General features: G+C 68.4%; 18 protein-coding genes. 1 reads left to right on the forward strand and 17 read right to left on the reverse strand.

Features of this window, described 5'->3' with window-relative positions:
* Positions 1-97 precede the first annotated feature (97 nt).
* The 15 genes from LAJ19_RS17645 to LAJ19_RS17715 all read right to left on the reverse strand — a co-directional run bounded on the left by LAJ19_RS17645 (position 98) and on the right by LAJ19_RS17715 (position 17,020).
* Positions 98-1,024: an ROK family protein gene (locus LAJ19_RS17645; RefSeq protein WP_225523797.1), complete on the reverse strand. Its 927-nt coding sequence runs from the start codon at positions 1,022-1,024 to the stop codon at positions 98-100.
* On the reverse strand, positions 1,021-2,007 hold the full coding sequence (locus LAJ19_RS17650; protein WP_225523798.1) for an SIS domain-containing protein: 987 nt from the start codon (positions 2,005-2,007) through the stop codon (positions 1,021-1,023). Before LAJ19_RS17650 ends, LAJ19_RS17645 begins: the two co-directional genes overlap by 4 nt.
* On the reverse strand, positions 2,004-2,849 hold the full coding sequence (locus LAJ19_RS17655) for a carbohydrate ABC transporter permease (RefSeq protein WP_225523799.1): 846 nt from the start codon (positions 2,847-2,849) through the stop codon (positions 2,004-2,006). Before LAJ19_RS17655 ends, LAJ19_RS17650 begins: the two co-directional genes overlap by 4 nt.
* Positions 2,846-3,754: a carbohydrate ABC transporter permease gene (locus LAJ19_RS17660; protein WP_225523800.1), complete on the reverse strand. Its 909-nt coding sequence runs from the start codon at positions 3,752-3,754 to the stop codon at positions 2,846-2,848. The genes LAJ19_RS17655 and LAJ19_RS17660 overlap by 4 nt, the downstream gene beginning before the upstream one ends.
* Positions 3,754-4,980 (reverse strand): ABC transporter substrate-binding protein, encoded by a 1,227-nt coding sequence (locus tag LAJ19_RS17665; protein WP_225523801.1) that lies wholly within the window; start codon positions 4,978-4,980, stop codon positions 3,754-3,756. The genes LAJ19_RS17660 and LAJ19_RS17665 overlap by 1 nt, the downstream gene beginning before the upstream one ends.
* A gap of 25 nt (positions 4,981-5,005) precedes the next feature.
* Positions 5,006-6,031 carry an ROK family transcriptional regulator gene (locus tag LAJ19_RS17670; protein ID WP_225523802.1) on the reverse strand — a complete coding sequence of 342 codons (1,026 nt, stop codon included), beginning with the start codon at positions 6,029-6,031 and terminating at the stop codon, positions 5,006-5,008.
* 1,473 nt (positions 6,032-7,504) lie between these two features.
* On the reverse strand, positions 7,505-8,254 hold the full coding sequence (locus LAJ19_RS17675; RefSeq protein ID WP_225523803.1) for a FadR/GntR family transcriptional regulator: 750 nt from the start codon (positions 8,252-8,254) through the stop codon (positions 7,505-7,507).
* A complete protein-coding gene (locus tag LAJ19_RS17680; protein ID WP_225523804.1) occupies positions 8,254-9,129 on the reverse strand; it encodes a class II fructose-bisphosphate aldolase in 876 nt (291 codons plus the stop codon). Before LAJ19_RS17680 ends, LAJ19_RS17675 begins: the two co-directional genes overlap by 1 nt.
* Entirely contained in the window at positions 9,126-10,601 is a 1,476-nt protein-coding gene (locus tag LAJ19_RS17685; protein ID WP_225523805.1) for a four-carbon acid sugar kinase family protein, read from the reverse strand. The genes LAJ19_RS17680 and LAJ19_RS17685 overlap by 4 nt, the downstream gene beginning before the upstream one ends.
* The gene (locus tag LAJ19_RS17690) at positions 10,598-11,317 is read right to left on the reverse strand and encodes an aspartate/glutamate racemase family protein (RefSeq protein ID WP_225523806.1); all 720 of its coding nucleotides are present in this window, start codon (positions 11,315-11,317) and stop codon (positions 10,598-10,600) included. Before LAJ19_RS17690 ends, LAJ19_RS17685 begins: the two co-directional genes overlap by 4 nt.
* Positions 11,318-11,343: 26 nt before the next feature.
* Positions 11,344-12,225, reverse strand: coding sequence for an NAD-dependent epimerase/dehydratase family protein (locus LAJ19_RS17695; protein ID WP_225524014.1), 882 nt, complete (start codon positions 12,223-12,225; stop codon positions 11,344-11,346).
* A gap of 81 nt (positions 12,226-12,306) precedes the next feature.
* Entirely contained in the window at positions 12,307-13,299 is a 993-nt protein-coding gene (locus tag LAJ19_RS17700; protein WP_225523807.1) for an autoinducer 2 ABC transporter substrate-binding protein, read from the reverse strand.
* A 90-nt stretch (positions 13,300-13,389) separates the two neighbouring features.
* Complete coding sequence (locus LAJ19_RS17705; protein ID WP_225523808.1) at positions 13,390-14,430, reverse strand: ABC transporter permease; 1,041 nt, start codon at positions 14,428-14,430, stop codon at positions 13,390-13,392.
* A complete protein-coding gene (locus LAJ19_RS17710) occupies positions 14,427-15,440 on the reverse strand; it encodes an ABC transporter permease (RefSeq protein WP_225523809.1) in 1,014 nt (337 codons plus the stop codon). Before LAJ19_RS17710 ends, LAJ19_RS17705 begins: the two co-directional genes overlap by 4 nt.
* Complete coding sequence (locus LAJ19_RS17715) at positions 15,437-17,020, reverse strand: sugar ABC transporter ATP-binding protein (RefSeq protein WP_225523810.1); 1,584 nt, start codon at positions 17,018-17,020, stop codon at positions 15,437-15,439. The genes LAJ19_RS17710 and LAJ19_RS17715 overlap by 4 nt, the downstream gene beginning before the upstream one ends.
* 994 nt (positions 17,021-18,014) lie before the next feature.
* Here LAJ19_RS17715 and LAJ19_RS17720 point away from each other — a divergent pair.
* Entirely contained in the window at positions 18,015-18,644 is a 630-nt protein-coding gene (locus tag LAJ19_RS17720) for an HD-GYP domain-containing protein (RefSeq protein WP_225523811.1), read from the forward strand.
* 682 nt (positions 18,645-19,326) lie between these two features.
* On the opposite strand, the gene LAJ19_RS17725 is transcribed toward LAJ19_RS17720, so the two are convergent.
* Both LAJ19_RS17725 and LAJ19_RS17730 read right to left on the reverse strand, forming a co-directional pair.
* Positions 19,327-19,710: a hypothetical protein gene (locus tag LAJ19_RS17725; protein WP_225523812.1), complete on the reverse strand. Its 384-nt coding sequence runs from the start codon at positions 19,708-19,710 to the stop codon at positions 19,327-19,329.
* An 833-nt stretch (positions 19,711-20,543) separates the two neighbouring features.
* Entirely contained in the window at positions 20,544-23,180 is a 2,637-nt protein-coding gene (locus tag LAJ19_RS17730) for a PAS domain S-box protein (RefSeq protein WP_225523813.1), read from the reverse strand.
* Positions 23,181-23,593 lie beyond the last annotated feature (413 nt).

The raw sequence follows: 23,593 nt of genomic DNA on the forward strand, positions 1-23,593 counted from the left end.
GGCGCGGCCGCCCGTCACCAGACCTCAGCGGCGGAGGAGATTCGCCGTTATCCTCCGGGCGCCCCCGCCGGCAGTGCGTCAGGTGCTGTTGCGCGGCTTATGACACTGATGGGGGCGGCGGCGCCTGGGTGCGGGCCAGTTCAGCGGCGCCCACGAGCCCGGCGTCCGCGCCGAGCGCGGCCAGAACCAGGGGGGTGAAGTCACTGAGGGCGCCGGTCTGCCGCCGGGCCGTTTCGAGCATGGGCAGGATGGTGTCGGCCTGCGCCATCAACCCGCCGCCGAGCACAATCACGTCAGGGTCGAGGAGCAGTTGCAGGTTATGCAGGAACAGGCCCATGTGGGCGGCGGCGTTGTCGACGAGGCCCTGCGCTTTGGGGTCCCCGCCGCGGGCCCGTTCGAAGATATCCGGGACGCTCACGGCGCGGCCGTAGACGAACGTGGCGTCGCGGGCGAGCGCGGCGCCGCAGGCCTGGGCTTCCAGTGTGCCGCGGGTGCCGCTGCCGTCCATCGTGCCGTGGAAATCCATCCGGGTGTGGCCGACTTCGCCGGCCATGCCGATACGGCCGGGGTAGAGCGCGCCACCGAGAATCAGGCCGCACCCGATGCCGGTCGACCAGGTCAGATACACGCTGTTGGCAGTGCCGCGTGAAGCGCCGTACCGGTGTTCGGCGAGCGCGGCGAGGTTCGCGTCATTCTCAACGGGGACCGGCCGGTTCAGCACCCTGGCAAGCTGGTCTTCGAGCCGCGTGTGGCTGAGCCCCGGGATGTTCGAGAAGTACGTGGTCTGGCCGCCGGTCACCGGGCCAGGCGCGCCGAGCCCGATGGGCAGCGGCCCACTGCCGGCGTCGGCTTCCAGGCGCCGGACCATCTGACCCAGCAGGTCGATGAGGAGGTCCGCCTGGGCCGGCGTCGCTGCTTCCAGCCGGTGCAGCACCCGGCCCCGGTCCACCACCCCGGCGGCGACCTTGGTGCCGCCCATGTCGATGCCGATCACAGGCCGGGGCGGGGAGGGCAGGCCGCTCATCGGGTGACCTTGCCGCTCCGGACCGGTTGACCGACGTCCGCGACGCGCTGCGCGGCGAGGTCCACCACCAGGTTCTGCACAGCGGGGCACAGCTGGATCCAGGCGGCGAGGCTGCCGGCGTCCGCAGCTGCGGCACTCAGGGTCAGGTGGGGTGAGCCGGCGGCCTCGCACACGTCCTGGACACGCGCCAGGGTCTGCGTCAGGTACGGCGTGCCGCCCGGGCTGCGGAGCACGATCACACCGACGTGAGGGGTGAGCAGTTCCGGCGGGCCGTGCCGGAACTGGCCGAGTTCATATGCGAGGGCCGGAATGCGCGCCAGTTCGATGACGCCCAGTGCGCCCATCGCAGCCACGCCGCTGGCCCCGCCGGATCCGAGGAAGATCACGGACGTAACCTTTTCAAGTGGCCGGGCGTCTGTGTCTGGCACCAGCGGTGTGAGGGGGAAGGTGAGGCGAGGCGCGCCGAGAGCTTCGAGCACAAGCTGGTGCAGGGTCAGGCTCAGCAGGAACGAACGGGTCGCGGCAAAACCCTGTTCCCCGCCACCGGCGGCCAACAGGGTGGGGAGGTGCCGGGCGAGGTGGCCGTCCGGATTGAGGCTCAAGCCGAAGGACCGGCCCTGCGCCTGCCCGGGAGACTGGCCGAGGTACTGGGCGATCTCGCCGGAGTCCCCGGACTGACTGGCGATCACCGTCACGCGGGCCGGATCTGCCGGCAGCGGCTGCACGAGCGCCTCGTCGAGGGTCATGGCGGTGGCAGGAACGCCCAGGTGGCGGTAGGCGCCGGCGGCCGCCTGGTTGGCGTGGTGGCTGCCGCCCATGCCGAGCAGCAGGAGGGTCGCGCCGGGCTGGCGGAGCTGCGCGGCGATGTCCGCTGCGAGGCGCCGCTGCGCGGGGTCGCTGCAGGTGAGCTGGGCGTCATCAAACTGACGGGCCTGTTCGGCGCGGATCAGTTGGAGTCCGGTGGGGCGGGGGGTGTGGGTCATCCTTTGACTCCTCCTGAGGTGAGGCCAGCGAGCAGGCCGCGCTGCAGGGCGACGGCGATCAGCACCGGTGGCAGGGCCGCGAGGGCGCCGGCCGCCATGATCAGGCCGTAGTCGGTGGCGCGGCCGGCGGTGAAGTCGGCAATGGCGACCGGCAGGGTCTTGGCGCTCAGGCCGTTGGTGAACAGCAGGCCGTAGAAGAATTCATCCCAGGCGAGCAGGACCGCGAAGATGGCGCTCGTGGTGACGCCGGGCAGGGCGAGGGGAACCACGAGGCGGGTCATGGTGCCGGTGCGGCTGAGGCCGTCAATCAGGCCCGACTCCTCGATTTCAACCGGCACCGCGTCGAAATTGGATTTGAGCAGCCAGGTGGTGAACGGCAGGATCAGGCTGCAGTACACCAGGATCAACCCCCAGACGGTGTTGAGCAGGTGCAGGTGGGCGAGCAGCTGGTAGAGGGGCAGGACCAGCGCCACCGGCGGCAGCATGTACGTGGCGATCACGGTGGCGAGCAGCCCGCCCTTCCCGGCCGGGAAGCGGGAGAGGGCGTACGCGGCGGGGATGCCGGCGGCCAGGGCAATGGCGGTGGTGGTGAGTGCCACGACCGCGCTGTTACGCAGGGCGTACAGGAAGGTCTGCCCCGGGGTGTTTGGTTCGAGGGTGAGCAGCGCGGCGTAGCGGCTCCAGTCGAAGGTGCCTGGCCACCAGCGCAGCGGCAGCGCGGTCAGCTGGGTGGACGGCATGACGCTGCTGAGCAGCATCCAGGCGACCGGCAGCAGCACGCTGGCGGCGAACAGCAGCGCGCCGAGGTACACCAGAAGGGACTGCAGGCGGGAGCGTCTCACGCTTGGCCCTGCCGGCGGGAGAGCCACAGGTACGCCGCGATGAGCAACGCACTGACGAGCACCATCACGTTGGCGTACGCGGCGCCACTGCCGGCCTGCAGGTAGGTGTAGGCCTCCTGGTAGACCGTGAAGGACGCTGTTTTCGTGGTGTCGGCGGGCCCGCCGCGGGTCATCACGTAGATGATGTCAAACACCTTGAACGCCTCGATGGTGCGCAGGACCACCGCGACGCTCAGCGGTCCGGCGATGGCGGGCAGGGTGAGTTTCCAGAACCGCGTCCAGGCGCCGGCGCCGTCCAGAGCCGCCGCTTCGTGAATTTCGGCCGGCACCGACTGCAGGGCCGCGAGGGTGATCAGGGCGACGAGCGGGTAGTTTTTCCAGACGTCGGCGAGCACCACCATGTTCAGGGCCAGGCCCGGTTCGCCCAGCCAGGAGCGGTAGGTGCCGGTGAGGCCGACCTGCGTGAGCAGGGCGTTCAGGGCGCCGTACTCAGGGTTGTAGATCCAGCGCCACATGGTGGCGTTGACGATGGTGGGAATCGCCCACGGCAGGATCAGCAGGGCGCGCGCGGCGGTGCGGCCCCGGAACGGCTGGTTGAGCAGCAGGGCCACGAGGACCCCCAGGACCAGTTCAAGGCCGACCGACGCCACGGAAAAGTAGGTGCTGTGCCACAGCGTGGCGTGAAAGTCGGGGTTGGTCAGCGCGGTGAGATAGTTCTGCGCGCCGACCCACGCGGGCCGGGTGCCCAGGGCATTGAGGCTGGCGTCGGTGAAGCTGAGGTACACGGTGCGCAGCAGCGGGTACCCCACGACGCAGGCGAGCAGCAGCACGAGCGGCAGCAGCAGCGGCCAGCTCAGCGGAATGCTGAAGGTCCGGCGGGCACGTGGGACGGTCGGGGCGGCCATCAGCGGAGTCGGCTGGCCACCCGGGCGGCGTCATCCAGCGCCTGCTTGGGCGTCTGCTGCCCGAGCAGGGCCTTCTGGAGCGCGGTCTGCAGCGCGGTGCTGAGCTGCGGGTACTGCGCGATGGTGGGCCGGGGCAGCATCACGCCGAGCGAGGTGCGGGCCGCCGTGACGAGGTCCGTCTGGCCCTTGGTGACGGCCGGCTTGGAGTAACTGCTTTTCCAGATGGGCAGGCTGAGTTTGGCGTACGTTTCCTGCACCGGCTGTGAAGTCATGTGCCGGATGTACGCCCACGCCTCGTCCTTGTGACCGCTGCCGGTGGGAATGCCGAGCGCCATGCTGCCGTTCATGGCGCTCGCGGCACTGACGCCCTTGACGCCCGGGGCGGGGACCACGCCGACCTGCCCGGCCACCTTGGATTCCTTGGGGTTGTTGGCCAGCGCGTACATGTAGGTCCAGTTCAGGGCGAAGGCCGCTTCGCCGTTCGAGAAGACCTTGCGCACGTCTTCTTCCAGGTACTCGCGGCTGTTGGGGTTGCTGACGCCCTGGCGCAGCGTGTCGGTCATGAATTCCAGGGCCTTGAGGCCACCGCCGGCATTGAAGCTGGGTTTGCCGCCCTGGTAGAAGGAGCCGCCGAAGGCGGAGAGCAGCGTGGTGTAGTCGCAGATCAGTGCTTCCGCCTGGCTCCAGCTCCACACCAGCGGGTACTTCACAAGGCCCTTGGCTTTGATGGCGTTCGCCTGCGTGAGCAGTTCCGCCCAGGTGCGCGGCGGGGTCTTGAAGCCGGCTTTGCTCAGGATGGCTTTGTTGTAGTACAGGTACTTGGTGTCCAGGATCCAGGGCATGCCGTAGCGTTTGCCGCCGGCCTCCACAGTTTTCCAGGCGCCCGGAAACACCTTGGCGTTGTCGCTGGCGGGAATCCGCGCGGTGACGTCCTGCAGGAAACCATTTTTGGCGAACTCGGTGGGCCAGATCACGTCGAACAGCACCACGTCGTACCCGTTGGTGCCGGCGGACGCGGCGCTGACGATCTTGTCGTGCAGCGCCTCGTAGGGCACGAACTCCAGGCTGACCTTCACGTCCGGGTGGGTGGTCTCGAACGCGCGGGTCATCTTCTGTATGTCCGTTTCGCTGTACGCGGCCTGTTTCATGTACAGGGCTTTGAGGGTGACCGGGGCAGCGGCGGCGCTGCTGAGCAGAAGGGACAGACCAAGCATCAGGGTTTTCATGACAGACCTCCAGGGTCGGGGACGTTCAGGGGGTGAGCGCGCGGGGTGCGGCGGTGCCGGCCATCAGGGAGAACGTGAACCGTTCGCGGCTGGCGACGAGGGCGCCAAGTGCCGGTCCGTCGTCGCCGAGGGGTGAGAGGGTGACCTGCAGGTGCGGCGCGACCGTCTGAATGGACTGCGCGCTGGACGGGCCGTCCGGCGGGCCGTCTTCCTTGATGATCAGGAGGCCCACGTCCAGCGCCACGGCAATGGCGCTGACCAGGAAGCTGAGGGCCTGCTGCCGGACCGGGCGGGGCAGCAGCTCCAGGGGAACGGCCGCGGCCTGGTCCGGCCAGGAGGCCAGGGCCATCTCACCGGCCTTGCCGCGCGGGCCGCGGTAGAGCGCACCGTCCAGGAAGAGGCCCATGCCGATGCCGCTCTCACGCTGAATCAGCACCATGAAGCTCTGCTGGGTGCGGCCCGCGCCGTGATGTTTTTCAGCCAGGGCGTGCAGGTTGGCGTCGTTGTCCAGCTTGACTTCAATCCCGGCCTGAGCAAGCAGCGCCCGCATCTGGGTGAACTGCACGGTGGGCAGGGAATTGGGCTCGAGAGGGACGCCCTGGTCGGACACGGGGGCCGGAATACTGAGGGTGACCTGCCGTACGGGGCCGTGCGGCGGCTGGTCCAGAAGTGACTCAAGCCACCCGGTCAGCAGCGCGTCGATCGCCTCGGGGTGTGGCGCGCTGAGCGTAACCAGGGCGCGGCACTCGCCCCGGACGTCGCTGGTCAGGATCCGCAGCTCATGAGGTTGCACGTCGATGCCGACGAGCGTGCCGAGTGCCGGGTGCAGGTCATAGATGCCGGCGGGCCTGCCGGCCTGCCCTTCGGTTTTGGCAACTTCAGTAATGAAGCCGCTTTCTTCCAGTTCTTTGGTCAGGCTGGTCACGGTCACGGCGGACAGGGCCGTTCGCTCGGCGAGATCGGCGCGCGCGAGGGGACCGTGGTTCAGCAGGGCGAGAAGAATCTGCTGCCGGTTGTAATCCCGCATCAGGCGGGGGGTGGACATGCTCATTCGGACCGCCTTTAATTAATTAGGTTTCTTAAAAATAGAGACACGGAGGCCGCCCGTCAAGACGCCGTGATCAGCCGGCCCGGACACCCAGACCTGACCGGGGGCTCCGCGACCATCCTGACCAGCACATCAGGGCCCGTTCCCGGCAGGCCACGCGATCACCCGGCCTGACGCCGTGAGCCGGCGGTTCAGAGAGCCGCATCCGCACCGGCGGTGAAGCCGCTGCCCAGTGCTCGCCCGACTGGCACCGTTTTCCCCTGCACGTCAGGAGTCACTCGGCGGTTCCACCCCCTGCGGCTGAGCCGGTCAGGTCCGCGGGCGCGGACTCAGAGGCGTCGGCCGCCTGCGGACGCGCCACCTTCAGGTCGCCCACCCGTGCTGAAAGACCTGCCCCAGCAGACTTCCGGACAAGCAGCAGTCGGGGGCCGCTGTGCCCCGCGCACATTGCGGCGTCAGCCTTTCCTTTTTTGCCTGTCCGCTCCCGCCACATCGCTGAAATGCCCCTCCAGCCAAGCGCTGGAGGAACGGACGGCCGCTGCGCGCCATCGGTGCTCCACCGCGGGGGGCAGGTCCGGGTGAGCTGCGGCCGCTTGATGAAGCCCCTCAACCTGTGAACTGGTATGCCGCATGCCCCGGCTGCAGGCGCGTGCTCGGTCCGGTTTCCGATGATCACAACGCACCCAGTCGACCTGCCGGGTCACCCCTTGACCACGCCCTACATTCCTGCTGTGTTCAGCTAAGGTCAGCCGCCCGCAGCCCTTGTCCTCCGGGCCGGGCAGACCCAGCGCCGGGCTCCCCCGGAGGCTGAGTTCACCCTGATGGATGGCGCGGTCGCTGAGCACCGGTGGGCTGTGACGCCTGATCCACCGGCCCCTGGAACCGGAAGGCCCGCCACCCACTGTCGGCTCGAAAGTCCGGGCTGATCTGAGAGGCACGGGGACCGGCGGGGCGCCGCTGTCTCTGGAGAGGGGCGGGGAGATGGACGTGGCACGCCCGCACCTGTCGCCAGCCGGGCAGGCCGCATCAGGTCCTCGTGGACCGCTCCGCAACGTTCCTCGCGGCGCAGCTCTCGCCTACCGGCCGTCACGACGGCCTGCTCTGGCCGCGCGTCCCTGCAAACGTCCGGAACGGCCGCAGCCCGGCTGGCGGCTGATCTGCCCTGATGTCGCCGGGACGGTCGGTCGATGAACGTTCGTCCTCAGCGCCGGAGAGCCAGGAGCGCACCCAAAACGGCGCGGCTGGGGTGGCAGGGTCGCCTGCGTGTGTGAGCCGGTCGCCAGGGCGGCGTGTGCCGGATGGGGTGCGCACTGGCACCCGCCTGGCCTTCACCTGTTGCCGGAGTCTTCAGACGGCGCCGGCGGTGGCGCGTGGCGTTTCAGGGTGCCCGGCCAGGCGGCTGGCCTGAACTCCCCTGGCCCTCCGGTACCGGCGCAGTCGTGGCGCTCCGGCCGCGTCGGTGGGCCAGGTGTCGTTTCAGGCGTCCACTTCTGCGTTGAGGACGAGTTCCAGACGCTTGGCCGCGTTCTGGACGTGATGCCGCATGGCCCGCTGGGCTCCCTGCGGATCGTGACGCCGGACCGCGTCAATGACGGCCTCGTGTTCTCGCAGCAGGTCACCCACGTTCTGGAGGCGCGACACGGTCACGAAGATGTATTCCGACAGCGCCTGACGGAGCACCTCCATGATCTGGGAAAAAATCGCATTTCCTGCAATGCGGGCCAGAACGATGTGCAGTTTCACGTCGTAGTCGGTGAACGCTGCGTTTTCCGGCAGGGACTTCATCTGGGCGTGCAGAGTCTCGAGTTCCTGAATGTCCTGCGCGGTGGCCCGCATGGCCGCCAGCCGGGCGACCTCCGACTCGATGGCCGTGCGGGCCTCAGCGACGTCGAGGTAGGTCTGACGGGTAAACAGTGCCCCCAGATCAAGCGGTGGGGTCACGATCAGGCTCTGCGTTTCGAGCACGAAGGTGCCGTGTCCGTGCCGCACCTCAACCACGCCGGAGGAGGCCAGCACCTTCATGGCCTCGCGCAGCGCCGTGCGGCTCACGCCGTAGGTCTGCATCAATTCCGGCTCGGTCGGCAGCCGGTCGCCGCGCTTGAGTCCCTCGCGTTTGATGTACGCGATGATGTCATCCGCAACGATCCCGGACACCTGCCTGGTCTTCTCCCGGGTGCCCCGTTTGGAGGTGGCCGGGGCGGGCACCTTGTCAACATCGATTTCCATCACTTGACTGGCCCTGCAGACGCTGTGGACGGGAGATCGGAATGGCGGGTCACATAGGTCAGCATACTTGTCTCCATGGCGTGCCCGGCGGCGAGTCCCAGCGCCGCGGCGTGTGCTTCCGGACCCAGGGCCTGCGCGGCGTTCAGCAGCGCGGCGGTCCCGGCCAGCGCCACTTCCGTGTTCACGTTGATCTTGGCGATGCCGGCGTGCACGGCGCTTCGCAGGGCGGTGAACGGCGTGCCGCTGCCGCCGTGCAGCACAAGCGGCAGCGGCACCCGGGCGGCGATCTGACGAAGCCGGTCCAGGTCGAGGTGCGGCTCGCCCCGGTACAGGCCGTGCACCGTGCCGATCGACACGGCGAGGGCGTCGATGCCGGTCACCTGCACGAAGTCGTGGGCCTGCGCGGGGTCCGTGAGGTGCTCCTCACCGTGGTCGAACTCGTGGCTGGCCGCGCCGATGGCCAGTGCGCCGAGCTCCGCTTCCACCCCGACCCCCAGCCGGTGGGCGTAGCGCGACACCTGAGCGGTCAACGCGACGTTCTGGTCGTAGGGAAGGTGAGAACCGTCAAACATGACGCTGTCGTAACCCAGCCGGGCCGCTTCGGCACACAGGTCGGCGTCCGCCGCGTGATCGAGGTGCAGCAGCACCTGGTTGACGCACCCGGCGTCCTGAGCAAGTGCGCTGACCAGGGCGCGCATGGGCCTGAGCCCCACGTTCTCCAGGTACTTCTCGCCGTGCGCGACGATCACCGGCCGACCGGTGCGGGCCGCGACCCGCACGGCGGCGCTGACGGATTCGACGCTGTAGCAGTTGAACGCAAAGACGACCTGCCCGTCACGGCGGGCGGCCGACAGCAGGGCGCCGAACGCGGTCATGGCGCGGCCACGCCCCCGGCGGCCGGGTGGGTGCCCTGCTGACGGGCGGCGTGCAGCGCTCCGTGCAGCTCGCCCAGGCTGCCCGGGCCACCCACGTTGCCTGGAAAGACGATGTACGGCAGTCCGGGAAACGGGGTTTCCGCGCCCAGCGTCCAGACCGGCACGCCCGGCAGGGCCTGACCGCGCACCTGGGCCACGTGCACGCCGAGCCCGCGGAGCGCGACGTTGTGGGACGTGATGCCGCCCTTGGCGATCACGAAGCTCGGCTCGACTTCGAGGCGCCGCACCACGTCCGTCAGGGCGGTGGATACGGCGCGTCCGATGTCCAGGTTCGCGTCGCCTGAGGCGCCCGTGTGCAGGTGACGGCTGGTGTAGAGCACCACGTCCCGCACGGCCGCCAGGTGCGCGTTCACTGCGCTGGCCGTGCGGGCGATCTCGTCGGGCCCGTCGCCGGCCAGGATGCGCGCGACGTTCAGCTCGGTGGCCTGCACGCCGGGCCGGGCCAGAAGCTGTGCGAGCTGCTCCGAGGATCGGCTGATAAACGAGCCGACCACGCACAGACCGCCGGCCCGGGACCGCGGGGACAGCAGGGCCTCCGGGCGCAGCGGCGCCTGTTCGGCCAGTCCGGCGAGCGCCCGCACCATTGACGCGGCGGTCCGGGACAGCACGTTCACGCCGCTGCGTTCGGCCAGCAGCGTGCCCAGCGCCACCACCTCAATGTCCTGCTGGCAGGTGGCGTCGGCCACCGCCACGAAGGGTGCAGGCAGGCCGCACAGCCACTCGGCGACCGCCTCCGGGCCGCCCTGCCGGATCGTCTCCAGGGTCAGGACGTGCACCGCTTCAGCGGGGACGCGCCCGGCGGTCTTTTCCGCCACCCAGTCCGGCAGGGCCGACGAGCGGTACATGAAGGCGGGATCGCGGGCAAATTCCGTCTCCCCGACCGGCACCGACTGTCCGTTCTCGACGAGGTAGTGGACGCCCCCGGCAGTCACGCGGCCCCCCTCGATGAAGGCCGGCAGCAGCAGGGTGCCGGTGACCGGCTGCGTTCCGGCGAGCTCCTCGGCCATGATGTCCGTCTCGAGCGGGTAGTGGCCCCGGAGGGTGGAGTCGCTGCGGCTGACCACCCGCAGGTCCAGCCGGAGTTCCTGCCCCACCTGCACCAGCTGCCGCATGACGTCCTGCACGGCGCGGGTGGCGTCAGCGGCGTTCATGCTGCGCGAGTTGGTGAGGATGTACACGGCCGGCCACGGCTGCCCCAGGGCGTCGCGGATCTCGCTGCCCTGCCACTGCAGGACGACAGGCAGGTCGTAGAGGGTCTGCATGCCCGTGGGATCATCGTCCAGCACCACCAGCCGGCGCGTTCCGGACAGGTCGCGGATGCGGGGCAGCAGGGTGGGGTCAGCGGCAGGGAATGGCCCGGTGAGCCAGCCCGGCGGCTGGCGTCCCGCGACTCCAAGCGGCGCGCGGCTCATAGGGCAGTGGAGGGTTCTGGCGTCGCCTGGCCCTCAGGCGAGGCGTTCAGCTCATCCAGCACGGTGGCCAGCCGCTGCATGCCCAGGCGGGGACTGGTCAGCACGGGCACCGTGATGCGCTCGCCCAGCGCGTCGGCCACGCGGCCCATCGACACCTGCGCGAGCACAATCAGGTCCGCCTCGCCGGCCAGTTCCTCAAGGCCGCTGGCCACCAGCGCATCATGCGTGGCGGTGTCGCCGGCGATCAGCGCATCAAAGGCCCCCGCGCAGAGTTTGCGGACCACGGTGATCTCCTTGCCCATCTGCGCGGCCGTCTTCTCGATCAGGCGGACGGTCGGGTCGAGCGTCGTGGCCACGGTGGCGGCGACGCCGATGCGGCTCGCGCGGGAGACCGCTTCCTCGGCCATGGCGACGTCGATCTTGACCAGGGGAATGTCCAGGGTCGGCATCGCCGCGTCGGCCACTTCACCGACCGAGGAGCACGCGTTGAGGATCGCCACGGCGCCCATGTCCTGACCGATGCGGTAGTACTGGTTCATGCGGCTGGTCACGGCCGGCGTGACGCCCCCGGCGGCCATCACGTCCTTGAGCAGGCTGTCGTCGATCAGGTTGACGATCCGGACGTCCGGCAGCAGTTCTGCAGCCTGGGCGACGAGCGGCTGGACGGTGACGGGGCCAGTGTGAACGATGACGACGGTCTTTTGTGTCTGGGTCATGTGCTACCTCGTTGTGGCGTGGGGGGTTACTTCACGGCTTGAACGTAGTCGCGCCAGTGGTGGGCCTGCTTGAAGCCCAGCACGTCGCGCACCTTGCGGCCCGAGAGCAGCGTCTCGTACTCCCCCAGGGTGCCGCGCACCGGAACGTCCGGGTAGAAGCGCGACAGCAGTTCCCTGGTCGGCAGGTCGGAGGAGGTGTCGTCGCTGACGGCGTTGAACACCTGGTAACCCAGCCCGTCCGTCTCGATGGCCAGCCGGGTGATCTCCGCGAGGTCGCGCGCATCGATGTAGCTCCAGGTGATGCGCTGGCGGAAGCCCGGGTCCTTGAACCAGCCGGGGAACAGGTCGTACTCGTGCGGCTCGACCACATTCCCGATGCGCAGGGCATAGATGTCCGTGCCGTTGCGCAGCGAAAAGGCGCGGGCGGTGCGCTCGTTGCAGACCTTCGACAGGGCGTAGGAGTCCATCGGGTCGACCGGGTACTCCTCGTCCAGCGGGAAGTACAGAGGATCGCGCTTCTCATAGGCGAACGTGGTGCCGTAGATGGTCTCGCTCGACGCGATGATCACCTTCGGAATCCCGAGTTTCACGGCGGCCTCGATGACGTTGTACGTGCCCAGGGTGTTGATCCGGAACAGTTCGTTGTCGGGGCGCAGCAGAATGCGCGGAATGGCGGCGAAGTGCACCACCGCGTCGGGGCGCACGGGACGCTGGTCGGCATCAAACTCGTGCGTGCCGGTGTAGCTCGACAGGGCGTTGAACACCTGCCCGGAATCGGTGATGTCAGTAATGTCGGTGCGGGCGCGCGGTTCGTCAAGCACCCGGCTGTCGAGGTTCAGCACCTGGTAGCCGTGGTCGAGGAGGTGCCGCACCACGTATTTGCCTGCCTTGCCTGTCCCGCCGGTCATGATGATTCGTTTCACAGGGATCCGTCCTTGAAAGAGAGGAGAAAACCGGGCACTGCGCGCTGCGCACTGCCCGGCGTGGGCTCAGAACTGGTACTGGTCGATGTTGGCTTTGGTGAACACCAGCGGTTTGGAGAACACGATCACGCCGTTTTTGACGTTGAAGGTGCCCAGCGCGCCGGCGGTGAAGGTGCCGTTTTTCGGCATGGCGTTGTTGGCCGCCAGGCGGGCGACGTGCATGACCAGCTCGCCTTCCTTGACTTCATCCCACAGGGGGCTGGCCTGGATGATGCCCTTCTTGACGTAGGCGCGGATCGAGTCCGGGTTGGAGCAGCCGGTCACGAAGACCTTGCCGGTCAGACCGAGCTTCTCGACCGCGGCGGCGGCCCCCACCTCGGCCCCGCCGTCAGGCGCGATGATGGCCTTGACGTTCTTGTTCGCCTGGAGGATGTTCACGCCGGCCGTCAGCGACTGGGTGGGGTTCGAGTACCCGTACTGCGTCGTGACGATCTTCATCTTGGGGTAGGCGGTCTTCATGTACGCCGTCAGCGCCTTGATCCACTCGTTCTGGATGGTGGCGTCCGGCGTGCTCGACAGGATCGCCACCTCGGCGTCCGGCGCGATGTACTTGGCCACCGAGTCCACAAGTGCCTTGCCCATTTCCGGGTATGAGGTGTTCTGGATGAAGAAGTCGCGGGCGTCGGGGGCAACGTCGGAATCGTACGAGACCACCTTGATGCCCATCTTCATGGCGCGGCGCAGGGCGGGCGCCAGCTGCGTGGGGTTGTTGGAGGTGGTCGTGATCACATCAAACTTGCGGGCGATCAAACTGTTGAAGATTTCCACCTGGCCCTGCGCGGAGGCGGTGACCGGCGCGGTGTACAGGAAGTCGATGTTCAGGTCCTTGGCGGCCGCGATGGCGCCCTTCTCATTGGCCTTGAAGACGGACAGGCCGAGCAGTTTGGGGACCATGGCGACCTTGATGCGCTTGCTCGTATCGGGGGCGGCGGCGAGGGCGGCCGTGATGCTCAGGGCGGCGCAGACAACGGCGGCAGACTTCCAGGACAGGGTGGGCATGGTGAACTCCTTGGGTGAGTGGGAACGGGAGAGGGTGGATGACATGCCGGATTGGGGGAGGGATGGCCAGGACTGCGGCCCAGGGGAGGTTCACTTCATGGGCCGCTCCTCCGGCGCTGATGGGCGCGCGAACCGGGACTGCAGGGTCGTCAGGAAGGGTCCGGGGCGGCCGAGAACGTTCTTGGCCGTGATGGCAAGCAGGAGGATGGCGCCGGTCACCATGGTGGTGACCATGTCGGAAAAGCCGGCGATCAGCAGGCCCTGGCGCAGGAACCCCAGGATCAGGACGGCCATGACCGCGCCCAGGACGCTGCCCTCCCCGCCGAAAATGTTGATGCCGCCGAGCACGACCATGGTCAGCGCGGTGAGCAGCAGGATGTCGCCCATGTCGCTGCGCACCGCGCTGTAGTACGCCGCCAGCACCACGCCGGCCAGGGCCGCCATGACGCCGCTGAGGACGTACACACGGAGCACGGTGGCGTCCACGTCAATGCCGGAGTAACGGGTGGCGTCGCGGTTGTACCCGACCATAACGACGCTCCGGCCGAAACGGGTGCGGGTGATCAGCAGGCTCACCGCCGTCGCCAGCGCGGCAAAGAGCAGGACCTGGTACGGCACGCCGGCCACCGCCCCGGTGCCCAGGGCATTAAAGGCGTCGGGGAAGCCCGAGGGGGGCTCGGCGCCGGCCAGCGCCGTTGTGACGCTGGTGACGATGAAGGAGGTGGCCAGGGTGATGATCAGGGGCTCGGTGCGGGTGCGGGTGATCAGCAGCCCGTTGAGTGCGCCGAGGAGCCCGCCGGCGAGCAGGGCCAGCGGCACGGCGACCTCCAGGTGCACTCCCGCTTTCTTCCACAAGACGGCCATCAGCACCGCGCTGAACCCCGCGACTGAGCCCACCGACAGGTCAATGCCGCCGGTCAGGATCACGGGCACCAGCCCCAGCGCGACGAGGCCGAACGGCAGGAAGTTCGTCGTCATGTCGAGCAGGCCGCCTGCCCCGGAGTAGAAGCCGGACACGACGAGGGAGAACGTGACCAGTTGAAGCACCAGCAGCCCGGCAAGCGCCATTTCCCAGCCGCCCAGCCGGGGCCGGCGCGCGGCGGCGCGTGGCGCGGGTCTGGCGCCGATCACGCGCTGACTCCGGGAGTGGTCCGCACCGGGCGGCTGAACGAGCCGCTGGTCACGGCCAGAAGAATCATCAGGCCCTCGCCGGCCAGGTACCAGATGGCCGGAACGTGGACGAACACCAGCGCGGTCAGGATCACGCTCAGGAAGGTGCTGCCCAGGACCGTGCCCAGAACGCTGCCCCGCCCGCCTGCCACGGCCGTGCCGCCGATCAGCACGGTGGCGATCGATTGCAGCTCAAAGTGGTCACCTGTGCCGGTGGTGGCGGTGGCCGAACCGGTGTAGCAGACGTAGATCAGGCCGGCCAGCGCGGCGAGCATGCCGGTGATCATGTACACGGCCGTCTGCGTCGCCCGGACAGGAATTCCCGCGTGGTGCGCGGCGGTCGGGTTGTTGCCGATGGCCAGGATGTTGCGGCCGAACGGCAGGTGGGTGAGCAGGAACCACACGGCGGCCAGCGCGGCCAGCAGCACCAGGATCGGGATGGGCACCGGCACGAACGGGGTGAGCACGCCGTTCCCGAAATGGGCGTACGCCGCAGGCACCGAGTTCACCTGGTCGCCGTTCGAGTACAGGAAGATCAGGCCGCCGTACAGGCTGTACGTGCCGAGCGTGACGATGATGGGCGGAATGCTGATGCTGGAGACGAGGGCGCCGTTGATCAGGCCCAGCAGCGCGCCCATCCCCACCACCAGCAGGACCGCTCCCCACAGCGGCAGGTCCTGGCGGGTCGCCATCAGGCCGCTGACCATCGCGGCGAGGCCCAGCACCGGCGCGACCGACAGGTCGATGCCCCGGCTGATGATGACGAGCGTCTGGCCCAGCGCCACGAGCGCCAGCACCACCGAGTTGAGCAGCATGAAGCGCAGGTTGCTGCCGGCCAGAAAGTCATGGTTGACCGCGCCGGTGACGCCGGCTGCGAGGAGGGTCGCGGCCACCAGGATCAGTTCCCTGGACGCCAGGGCCCGGCGCCAGCGCGAGGAGGCAGGGAGGCCCGGAGTCGTGGCGTGAGTCATGCGCTGAGCTGTCCCTGATTCGGAACGCCGGGGGTCAGGTCGGCGGTGCCGAGGAAGGCGCGGCCAACAGCTTCGGCGGTGATGTCGTCCCCGCACAGCTCAGCAACCACGTCACCCTCGTACAGGGCCAGCACGCGGTCCGAGAGGCGGATCAGCTCCTCAAGATCGGAGGAGATGACGATCACGGCCAGACCCTCGCGGGCCAGCGATTCGATGAGTTCATAAATTTCCTCCTTCGCGCCCACGTCGACGCCCCGGGTGGGTTCGTCGAGAATGGCGACAGTGGGGTTGGTGTTCATCCACTTGGCCAGCACGACCTTCTGCTGGTTGCCGCCGGACAGCGTCCGGATCGGCTGGTCGGGATGCTGGGCACGCACGCCGAAGCGCTCGATCAGGGTGTGCGCCACCTGCCGTTCGGCGCCCAGATCCAGGTAGCCCAGGCGGTGGCGGACGGCGTCCAGCGAACCGGCGGACATGTTCTGCCCGATGGACATCGGCAGGATCGCGCCGTGTTTTGCGCGGTCTTCAGGGACGTACACCAGCCCCCGGCGGATCACCTCGTGGACCGGCAGCGCACTGATCTCAGCGCCGTTGAGCCTGACCGTCCCGGACTTGGCGCGCACGCCGAAGATGGCTTCGGCGATCTCGGTGCGCCCGGCACCCACCAGGCCCGCGAGCCCCAGCACTTCGCCAGGCCGGACCTGAAAGGACACGTTCCGGAACGCCGGTTCGCTGCACAGGCCGGTGACCTCCAGCGCTGCGGGCCGGGGATCGGCCACGGCGGTGACGGTGGAGCGGCGGCGGCTGACCACGACCTGGCGGCCGACCATCTGGTCGACCAGCTGTTGACGGTCGAACGCTCCGCGCCCCGTGGTGGACACGAGGACACCGTCGCGCAGGACGCTGATCTCGTCGCTGATCTCCAGCACCTCATCCATGCGGTGGCTGATGAAGCCCAGGGTGTAGCCTTCGGCGCGCAGGCGACCCATCACGCCGAACAGGAAGTCCACTTCCCGCACGGTCAGCGGCGACGTGGGTTCGTCGAAGAGAATGGTGCGGCAGCCGCGCAGCAGCGCCTTGGCACACTCGATCAGCTGCTGCTGCGCGATGCTCAGGGATTTGGCGCTGGCCTGCGGGTCGATGTTGAGGCCCAGCTGTTCGAGGACGGCGCGCGAGTCGTTCAGGGTCCGTGCCCAGTCGACCCGCTTGAGGAGGCCGCCCGTGACCGGCAGGTGCCCCAGACTCATGTTCTCGCTGACCGTCAGTTCTCCGAGCAGGGCGGGTTCCTGCGGCACAAGGTAGACGCCGTGCGCCTGGGCGGCCCGGGGGGTCCGCAGCGTTGTGGGGACGCCCGCAAGCTCAATGTGTCCGCTGTTGGGTTGGTGAATGCCTGAAAACACCTTGAACAGCGTGGATTTGCCGGCCCCGTTCTCGCCCATGAGGGTGTGGACGCGGCCAGGCTGGAACTGGATGTCGATCCCGTGGAGGACCGGCACGCTCGAGAACCGTTTGACGATGCCGCGTCCTGCCAGGGCCGGAACGGTGTCCGAAGAGTGGGTTGTGGCTGGACCAACGGGCATGGACGTCTCCCTTTGAGGTGTGAGTGACCACTGACGCAGTGAAGGATGCCCGGCAGTCCGGGCGGCAGGTGAAGCTGGGGAAACGCAGTTACGTTAACATACGACGTCCGATGTTTGTATGAGAATGACTGGACTGCTCAGCCGGACGGGAATCCCTATCGCCGCAGGCCGCTCAACCCAGCTGGCGCCTCCTGCGGCGGCCGACCACACCGACGCCCTGGCGCTGAGCGGAAAGACGCTGCGCCGCATCCCGAGCAGGCGAAAAGACAGTGTCCAACTGCCCAGACTGGCTGCGCCGGCCCAGCTGGACGGAAGGAACACGGCGTGAACCCGGCCCGAGACGGGCTTGACGGGTGCCAGACGCGACAAAATGGCGGCGGCCCGTCCGTGGGGACGCGCCTGACCTCCAGCCGACCATTAGACCGTGAGGAACCCGGTGAGTTGAGGGGCGACACTCTCTGCCCGACACGGACTTCCCGCAGAAGCCGACCCACCATCAGGATTTCTTGAGTTTCTACCGGCCCACCGGTTGCGCGTGCCCAGAGTTCCCCTGAGTGACGGGCGCTACGCCGGGCAGGTCAGCGCCGCGGGCTCACGGGGTCTGGTCGAGAGGAGACCGCGCCGACGCACGCCACCTCACACCACCCTTCTGACTGGCGTGGGTCCAGGCTTGCCGCTGGGCAGCGGACCCGGAGCCACGCCTTGACGGGCCTTCACGGCTCCTTCTGGCCTCAGGTCTGCCGTGGCGCGTCAGCGGGACGCCTAATTCGTGGAGGGCTTCGGCAACGGCCAGTTCAGGGCTTGGGTCTTTGAGGCCGCTGGCCTTCGAGCAGTAGAGGGCACCCGCTTCAGTCCACATGCGCGTGACCAGGACCATGCCAGGACGGGTGGGGAAGTGGCCCGCCCATGAAGAAGGCATTCATTTGGCGGTTGTCACGCCTTTGAAAGACTCCCTCATTCACCATCCGGTATGTCTTGCGCTGATATTCCAGTCATGTGTAAGCCTGAGAAGGCCCAGCTGGAGCTGCTGCAAAGTCTGGCGCGGGCGGCGGAGGGTTGGGACAACTCTACCGAGCAGCACCTTCACCGGGTGGGACGCCTCTCCGCCGCCATCGCCCGGTCCTGTGACCTCCCCCAGCGTACGGCCGCCCTGATCGGCCAGGCCGCCACCCTGCACGACGTGGGAAAAATCGGCATTCCCGAACGAATCCTCCAAAAGCCCGGCCCACTGAGCCCCGAGGAGGTTGAGGTGCTGAAAACCCACCCTGCGCTGGGAGCGCACCTGCTCCGGGGCGGCACAACCCCGCTGATGCGGCTCGCGCACGAGATTGCCCTGACGCACCATGAACGCTGGGATGGTGGCGGTTACCCCCACGGCCTGGCGGGCGACGCGATTCCGCTGTCCGGACGGATCGTGGCCGTGGCCGACATGCTTGACAGCCTCACCCGCAACCGGCCCTCCAAAGCCGCGTGGCCGCTCCAGCAGGCTGTGCTGGAGATCCGCGCGCAGGCCGGCCGGCACTTCGATCCGGCAGTGGTGGCAGCGTTCGAACGTTCGGCCCCAGCCCTTCCGGGCCTGGGCGCCGACCCGGCGCCTGCTCCCACGGCCCCGCTGGGTGTCTAGCGTTCCCTGGGCAGGATCAGTGTGGCCTGCGCGCTCACCGCTGCGCGGCGGGGACTGGCCGGAGGGAGAGGGGCGCCCGCCGGGAGTGCGGAGTAAAACGGCGTCCGGCCGTGCCTTCAGGCAGGCCAGCTGCACGTCCCGGTGCCTCCTGCGTCTCGGTGACCCTCCACCAGCCGCCGCTGACTTTTCTCACCCTCACGGCCGATGTCAGGGGCGTGCACCGCACGTCATCGTGTTGATACGTCCGCGGGCGGCGGCCGGGCGACCATGGCATCTGGCGTGACGGATCCATGCCACACCTTGCGGCAAACGCCCACGGCGAAGCCGGTCGCTGGGGAAGACCACGACGGCTGAAGCTGCACCTGCCGGTGAGGAAAAGGACAGGACTGCGTGACGTACCGGTCCCCAGCGCGGCGCTCAGGCCGACCCGCAGGTCCGTTGAATGTCTTCCCGCAGTTTCCGTGTCAGTCGAGCGTGCTGACGGTTGACAGGAGGCCGTGGGCTGGCCGGACGGTCCGCTCACCCCGGTGGGCCAGTGGGGCGGGCCGACTTCGGCCAGACGAGCAGCGGCCACCGCGTGCAGCCCCGGACCTTGCCGTGATCTCCAGCGCCTGGCCTGGTGCACGCACACCTCCGGGCCATCACGCGCCCAGCGCACGCTTTTCCCCGACCCGGCCGCCCGTCAATTCAGGCTGCTGCCCGGAGAGACCGGCTGGCCGGCGTAGCTGCGGCACAGGTTCAAGACCGCCAGCATCGTCTGGTGATTGTGGGCCACCTGCTGGAGCTGCGCCGTCGTCCGGCTGAGCAGGTCTTCCGGGTACGCCTCCAGCGGCAGACTCCACGGAATGCGTTCGCGCGCCTCCTGAAGCGTCTCCCGGACGGCACGGTTCGACCGGCCCATGCTGTCCATGCTGGCCACACACCCCTGCAGGAGGGCCCTCGCTTTTGGCGGGAGATTCCGCGCATCGTCCCAGAGGGGCAGCGCCTGAAGTTCCGCGAGCATCACGTCCATTTCGTCGAGAAGGCGCAGCATCCGTTCGCCCGCCTCCACCCATTCCCGGCCCATACCTCACGCTACCGGCATGGCTGAGTTCGCTGCATGCCCCCGTTCGGGTTCATCCCAAGGTGGAGGCGGGTGCTCGTCCGGCCTGCTCGGTGTCACGCCGCAGGACCCAGAACCGCATGGAGGTCAGGTCGGAAGGCGGCAGGATATGGCGTCAAAGGCGAGGTGCTGGCGTGAAGTCACAAGGGCGGGATCCTCAGGCGGGCGTGCGGCGGCGCGAAGAGGGTCCGCTGTCCGGCCCGCGTGCCGGTTGACGGCCAGGACGCGTGTCACGGTGCACACGGGTTGATCGGCAGTGAAGCCGCGGTGACTCTGACGGCCGGCCACCCAGGCGGCGCCCGCAGCTCAGCGTGCGTGGCGGGCAGTTCGGCCGTCCGGGTCTGGGGAGGGGACCCGCGAAGTGGCCTGGGTGCCGTGCGTGAAGGGCGCTGGCGCCCCGTCCCGGCATAGTTGCGCCGCCCCTCCCCCTCAACGGACACGAGGCACGGCGGGGCATGGCGCTCCCCCGCACCGGCTGGCGCGCCAGGTCACAGTCCGGTCCTCCCCGGACACGCCCACAGCCCCGGGCGGGTCGACGGGCTGCTCACTGGCGGGCACGGAGGACGGAGGCCCTCGCCGACCGGACGGGGGAGACCAGCCTCAGACGCTCGTGTGCGCCGGGCGCATGCCCGGGGCTGCCCGGCTGTGACGTTCTCGGATTAACCGGTCGGCCCAGCCTCCCCGAGTGACGAAGTGCGCGGTGCCAGGACCGCGCCTGCGGCCCGAGTGGTCTGATCAGGCTGTCCGGCCCGTCGGGATGAGCCGGGAAGGGTGACCTGAACGCGGGCGCCGCAGCGTCACGGTTCCTCCTCGCCGTACGGAGGGCCGCGGCGCATGAGGTCCACGAACACCTGAACAACCTGAGGATCGAAATGCGTGCCGGCGGCGGCTTGATTGTACGCCATGGCCGCATCCCGGCTCCAGGCGGTCCGGTAGGGCCGGTCACTGGTCAGCGCGTCATACACGTCGACCACCGCGAACGCACGCGCCGTGAGCGGAATGGCCGTTCCCTGAAGGCCGTTCGGGTAACCGCGGCCGTCCCACTGCTCATGGTGATACTGCGGGATATCCAGGGCTGGCCGCAGGAACCTGATCGGCGAGAGGAGGTGCACGGCGTATTCAGGGTGTTTTTTCATCTGCGCCCACTCGTCCTCCGTGAGGCCCCCGGGTTTCAGGAGCACCGCGTCCGGAATGGCCATCTTCCCGATGTCATGCAGCAGCGCGCCCCGGCGCACGTCCACCAGTTTCTCGGCGGACACCCCCAGCGCCTGGCACAGCGCCACGGTCATTTCCGTGACCCGCCTGGAGTGCCCTTCGGTTTCCTTGTCCCGCAGGTCCAGTGCCCGCGCCCAGCCCTCGATGGTTTCCTCATAGGCCAGCCGCAGGTCCAGGTTCTTCTGCTCCAGTTCCGCCAGCAGCTGCGCGTTGTCGACCGCGATCGCCGCCTGGCTGGCCAGCAGGTCAAACACCTCCAGCCACGGCAGGGCCGGCTCGAAGGGCGTCCGGTGAAGGACCTCGATCACGCCCACCACCTTGCCTTTGGCCATCAGCGGCGCGCCGTAATACGCCGTGAGACGCTCACCGGTCAACACTTTTCGCCAACTGGGCGTCAGAGAGATGCGCCGGAGGTCCGGGACGCACAGGGCTTCGCGGCGCAGCGCCACCTCGCCGGCCAGCCCCGTACTGAGCCGCAGGGCCGGGCCGCGGAGACGGGCGGTGAAGCCCCGGGTGCCGGCGTACTCCAGGGTCAGGGTGTGCGGGTTGAGCACCAGAACCGTGACCGCGTCTGCCTCAAGCTGCTGCTGAATGTTGTCCAGGATCATGCCCAGGGTGACCGAGAGGTCCACGCTCGACGCGATGGCCTGGTCAATCATCCGCAGGCCCGTCAGCTGGCGCAGCTGCCGCTTGAGGTGCTCGTTGAGCTGCTGGATCTGCGCTTCAGCAGCCCGGCGCGCCGAGATGTCCTGCGCCACCGCGGACACGCCAACCACCTGACCCGACACGTCAAGAATCGGGGACGCCGTAATCGACACGGGAAGGTGGCGCCCGTCCTTGTGGCACCGGATCGACTCGAAGGACCTCACCCGCTGTCCCTGGCCTGCGCGCCGCAGGATCTCGGTCTGCTCCGCCAGGAATGCCGGCGGGACAATCAGGCTGATGGGCTGGCCGACCGCTTCCTCAGCGCTGTACCCGTACGTTTCTTCCGCCCCGGCATTCCACGACCGGATGAGGCCGTCGAGCGTCACGCCGATAATGACGTCATGGCTGGCCTGAACGATGGCGGCCAGGTGCGCCTGATCTTCCTCCGCCGCGCGGCGCTGCGTGATATCGCGCGCCACGCAGTACGTCAGCGGATCTCCGGGCAGCACGGCGGACGTCCATTCCATCCACACCACGCTGCCGTTCTTGTGCAGGTAACGGTTCTGGAAGGGCACGCGGGCCCGGCCGGCAAGCACGCGTTCTCCTTCCCGCAGGGTCCGGTCCCGGTCCTGAGGATGCAGGAACGCCAGGAACGAGCGGCCAATGAGTTCGTCTGGGGCGTACCCGAGAAGCCGCTGACAGGCGGCGCTGGCGGTCACGAACCGGCCGTCGGCGTCAACGGACGCGATCAGGTCCATGGACAGATCCAGCGTGCGCTGCAGTTCAGCAGCGATGCGGCGGGAACGTTCCTCGCTGTCTTCCAGCGTGCGCTGCACCTGCTTTTCCTTCGTAATGTCGCGAATGAAAACCGAGATGCCGTCCTCGGCCGGGTAGATCCGCGCGTCAATCCACTTTCCATAGGGCGCGAGGTAACTTTCGGCAATTTGAACCGTACCGGTGGCCTGGGCCTGGTGAACGGCCTGCACCAGCGCGGAGCCGGTCACCTCCGGGAACGTCTCGCGCAGGTTGCAGCCGATCAGGTCCGCGGGCCGTCTGCCGGAAATGCTGGCCGCTGTGGCATTGATGTACGTCAGCGTCAGCGCTTGATCAAAGGAAAAGAACCCGTCCGTGACCCGCTCCAGCAGCGACGCAAGCTTCGCCTCCACTGCGTGTCGGTACGACTCCTCGCGCGCCGTCACGTCGTTCTGATACCCGACCAAGTAGGTGATGGTGCCGCCGGCGTCGTACACAGGCTGGACGGTCACCTCGTTGTAGAACAGGCTGCCGTCCTTGCGGTAGTTGCGCAGAGTCACGGTCACCACCTGACCCGCGGCGATGGCCCGCCGCAACGCGTGCACCCCAGCCTGGTCCCGGTCCTGCCCCTGCAGAAAACGGCAGTTCCGGCCCAGCACCTCCGCCGCCGCGTACCCAGTCTGACGCTCGAACGCCGGGTTGACATACACCACCGGTTGCTCCGGGTGACGGGCATCAACAATGAGCGTTCCAATCACCGAGAACTCAGTGACCTGTCGCAGGATGTCAATCTCGGGAAGCTGAACGGAAAGTTCTGGCATGAAGGTCCCTCGTGAGATGACGTCGCCTGCTGCAGGGCGCAGCGGTAAGGAACAGAGCGGAAGGTGGTCCCGTCAACAGTACAGCCTGGTTGCGCCAGGCTCAATCCGGCCGACGAGCCCACCTGCGGGGGGTCCCGCCCGGAGGGTTCCCGCGCCCGCGCAGGAGGACTCCAGAGCAGGCGGTGACGGAAGCCGGCCCCGGCCGCCTCCGTCAGCGTCGGAGGCTGAATACGGCACCGGACCGGTAAACGCACCCTGCGCGAACCTGCGCCTGCCAGCTCTGGCTTCTCTCAGCCGCCGCTGCTCACTCTGATCGGCGTTCCCGGGATTCTCCGCCCACGCCTGGCCGGGCGGGGAAGGCCGTTAAGAGGCGCGTAAGAGCGGCGGAGTACCGTGGAAGGCAAGGAGAAGAC

Source organism: Deinococcus taeanensis (assembly GCF_020229735.1).
GTDB lineage: Bacteria > Deinococcota > Deinococci > Deinococcales > Deinococcaceae > Deinococcus > Deinococcus taeanensis.

Bases quoted from the DNA above. Each gene is read 5' to 3' on its own strand.
- LAJ19_RS17645 (WP_225523797.1), bottom strand. From the start codon at position 1,024: ATGAGCGGCCTGCCCTCCCCGCCCCGGCCTGTGATCGGCATCGACATG.
- LAJ19_RS17650 (WP_225523798.1), bottom strand. From the start codon at position 2,007: ATGACCCACACCCCCCGCCCCACCGGACTCCAACTGATCCGCGCCGAA.
- LAJ19_RS17660 (WP_225523800.1), bottom strand. From the start codon at position 3,754: ATGGCCGCCCCGACCGTCCCACGTGCCCGCCGGACCTTCAGCATTCCG.
- LAJ19_RS17665 (WP_225523801.1), bottom strand. From the start codon at position 4,980: ATGAAAACCCTGATGCTTGGTCTGTCCCTTCTGCTCAGCAGCGCCGCC.
- LAJ19_RS17670 (WP_225523802.1), bottom strand. From the start codon at position 6,031: ATGAGCATGTCCACCCCCCGCCTGATGCGGGATTACAACCGGCAGCAG.
- LAJ19_RS17675 (WP_225523803.1), bottom strand. From the start codon at position 8,254: ATGGAAATCGATGTTGACAAGGTGCCCGCCCCGGCCACCTCCAAACGG.
- LAJ19_RS17680 (WP_225523804.1), bottom strand. From the start codon at position 9,129: ATGACCGCGTTCGGCGCCCTGCTGTCGGCCGCCCGCCGTGACGGGCAG.
- LAJ19_RS17685 (WP_225523805.1), bottom strand. From the start codon at position 10,601: ATGAGCCGCGCGCCGCTTGGAGTCGCGGGACGCCAGCCGCCGGGCTGG.
- LAJ19_RS17690 (WP_225523806.1), bottom strand. From the start codon at position 11,317: ATGACCCAGACACAAAAGACCGTCGTCATCGTTCACACTGGCCCCGTC.
- LAJ19_RS17695 (WP_225524014.1), bottom strand. From the start codon at position 12,225: ATGACCGGCGGGACAGGCAAGGCAGGCAAATACGTGGTGCGGCACCTC.
- LAJ19_RS17700 (WP_225523807.1), bottom strand. From the start codon at position 13,299: ATGCCCACCCTGTCCTGGAAGTCTGCCGCCGTTGTCTGCGCCGCCCTG.
- LAJ19_RS17710 (WP_225523809.1), bottom strand. From the start codon at position 15,440: ATGACTCACGCCACGACTCCGGGCCTCCCTGCCTCCTCGCGCTGGCGC.
- LAJ19_RS17715 (WP_225523810.1), bottom strand. From the start codon at position 17,020: ATGCCCGTTGGTCCAGCCACAACCCACTCTTCGGACACCGTTCCGGCC.
- LAJ19_RS17720 (WP_225523811.1), top strand. From the start codon at position 18,015: ATGTGTAAGCCTGAGAAGGCCCAGCTGGAGCTGCTGCAAAGTCTGGCG.
- LAJ19_RS17725 (WP_225523812.1), bottom strand. From the start codon at position 19,710: ATGGGCCGGGAATGGGTGGAGGCGGGCGAACGGATGCTGCGCCTTCTC.
- LAJ19_RS17730 (WP_225523813.1), bottom strand. From the start codon at position 23,180: ATGCCAGAACTTTCCGTTCAGCTTCCCGAGATTGACATCCTGCGACAG.